This is a genomic window from Pseudomonas sp. EL_65y_Pfl1_R83, from assembly GCF_963970695.1.
Lineage (GTDB): Bacteria > Pseudomonadota > Gammaproteobacteria > Pseudomonadales > Pseudomonadaceae > Aquipseudomonas > Aquipseudomonas tritici.
The window spans coordinates 1-2,077 of sequence record NZ_CAXAQI010000037.1; the positions used below are offsets into that span (position 1 = coordinate 1).

Annotated in this window: 1 protein-coding gene and 1 pseudogene; both read right to left on the reverse strand. The window is 68.5% G+C overall.

Annotated features, from left to right (window positions below; genetic code table 11):
• Positions 1 to 816 (reverse strand): tyrosine-type recombinase/integrase (locus tag AACY08_RS27405; RefSeq protein ID WP_339472248.1); only part of this gene is annotated, 816 nt, incomplete at its 3' end.
• Between the two features lie 149 nt (positions 817 to 965).
• Positions 966 to 2,077 (reverse strand): annotated as a pseudogene (locus tag AACY08_RS27410) (Tn3 family transposase); the annotation flags it as partial.

Sequence of the window (2,077 nt, forward strand, 5' to 3'; positions counted from 1 at the left end):
GGCCAGCGCGGCGTAGGAGAGCGGCTCAGCCCGGCGCGCCCCGTTGCCGCCGACGAGGAAGAGGTAGGGGCTGCCGGTGTCGCGCGGGCGCTCGGCGGTCACGTAATCGGCGATCGCGGCAAGCGTCGCCGGCTCATGCAGGTCGACGACGCGCTCGCGCCAGCCCTTGGCGCGCACGCCGCGCGGATGGTCGTCGCGCTGGCGCACCACGATCCGCCTGCGGCCGTAGGCGACGTCCTCGAGCTTGAGCGCAAGCGCTTCGCCCGGCCGCAGGCCACCATCAAGCATGAGGCGGACAAGCGCTACGTCACGACGGCAGCGCAGCAGGGTTACGATCGTCGCTACCTGCTCGTCCGACAGCGGCCGCGGCACCCGGCGCACCATCTTGACGGCGAGCGCCTGGCGGAGTGGTGCGCCCGATGCGATGCCCTGCAGGAACGGTCGGTGCCGATCGACCGAGCGTAGCACGGCGCGCGCCTCGACCTTGACGATCGGGTTGGTGCCGCTGGTGCATCCGGCCAGCAGCGCCCAATCATAGAACGACGACACGCACGCCAGCGCGCGGTTGACGCTGGCCGGCGCCAAACGGCTATCGGCGGCCTGCGCCGTGCCGGCAGGGTGTCTGCCGCGTGCCGGCGTGGTGCGCAGATGCAGGAGAAAAGCAACGGCGCGGGCCGGCGTCAGCGCCGTCCAGTCGAGCGCCTCGGTGTGTAGAAAGGTAAAGAGATGCCGCAGGTCATAGGCATAGGCTTTGACGGTATGCGGTGAGCAGCCGCGCGCAGCCAGATAGGCGAGATAGTCGCGGACGGGTGGCACAGGCGCGCCGACTCCGTCGACAAGCTCGACCAGAGGGCCGCCCGAGCGGCTATGCTTGACCACAAACATGGCCCGCCTCCTTCACGGAAATGGCAGCTGCGCGATGGTAGCACAGGCAACCTGCCGCGTCGCCAAGCTGTCCACATAACGGTGAACCCGCCGGTGTCGGCGTACTGCTCCTCGATCCGTCGCCCGGCCTCGTTCATCGTCAGCCCGTCGAGCAGATAGGGTGCCTCGCTGACGGTTGCGGGGATGGTCCGCGATGCGAACGGCGCGAAGCGGTCGTTGACGTGAGTATAAGCCTTGATGCCGGGGTCGTTGCCGTAGCGGGCATTGACCGTGTTCATCGCCTCGCCCTGCCGCGCGGCGGGGTAGAACTGGCCATCGGCCGAGGCAGTGGTGCCCATGCCCCAGACCCGCGCCATCGGCAGCGCGCCTTGCGCGGCGACCACGTTGGCCAGCGCCTGGTCGATCGCCGCGCTTTCGACATGCCAGCGTGCGAGACGGGACAGTTGCCAGTAATCATGGGTGTTGGACGCCTCGGCCATCTTGCGCAGGCCCAGGTTCAATCCCTCGGCGAGCAGGACGTTGAGCAGGCCGATCCGGTCGCCGCACGGTATGCCGGTGCGCAGATGGGTGAAGGCGTCGGTGAACTCCAGCGCGGCGTCCACTTCGAGCAGCAGGTCGGTGATGCGGATGGGCGGCAGGCGACGGTAAAGGTCCAGCACCAGGTCATCGATCCCGTCCGGCGCATCGGCGGTCAGGCGATCGATGCGCAGCGTCCCGTCCTCGATGCTGCCTTTCGGGATCGTACCGTTGCGCGCGGCGCGACCGAGCCGGGCGAGGCCATCGGCGAGACGGGCCTTGCGGTCCGCGAGCCAGACATGCGGATCGGACGGTACGGCCAGCTTCGCAGCATGCGCGACTTCCATCGATACGAGGACGTTGCGAAGGTCACCGTACCGGTGCGAGCGGTCGAGCCAGATGTCACCCGAGCGCAGCGCGTCGCGCAGATGGAACATGACCGCGACTTCTCGGAGGCGCGCATCATCGTCGCCCTTCGCCCGCAATTGACGCCGCCATTTGGAATGTGGGCGCAGGAAATCGTCGGTCGCCGGGAGCGCGTCTTTGGTGGCGATGGCGATCACCGCGTCCAGCAAGGGTCGCGCGACCGACGCGGCTTGGAGATGGAGGCAGCGCAGCATACGCGGGGCATAGCGACGGAAGCGGTGATACCCCTGATCGACATGCGCCAGCGGAT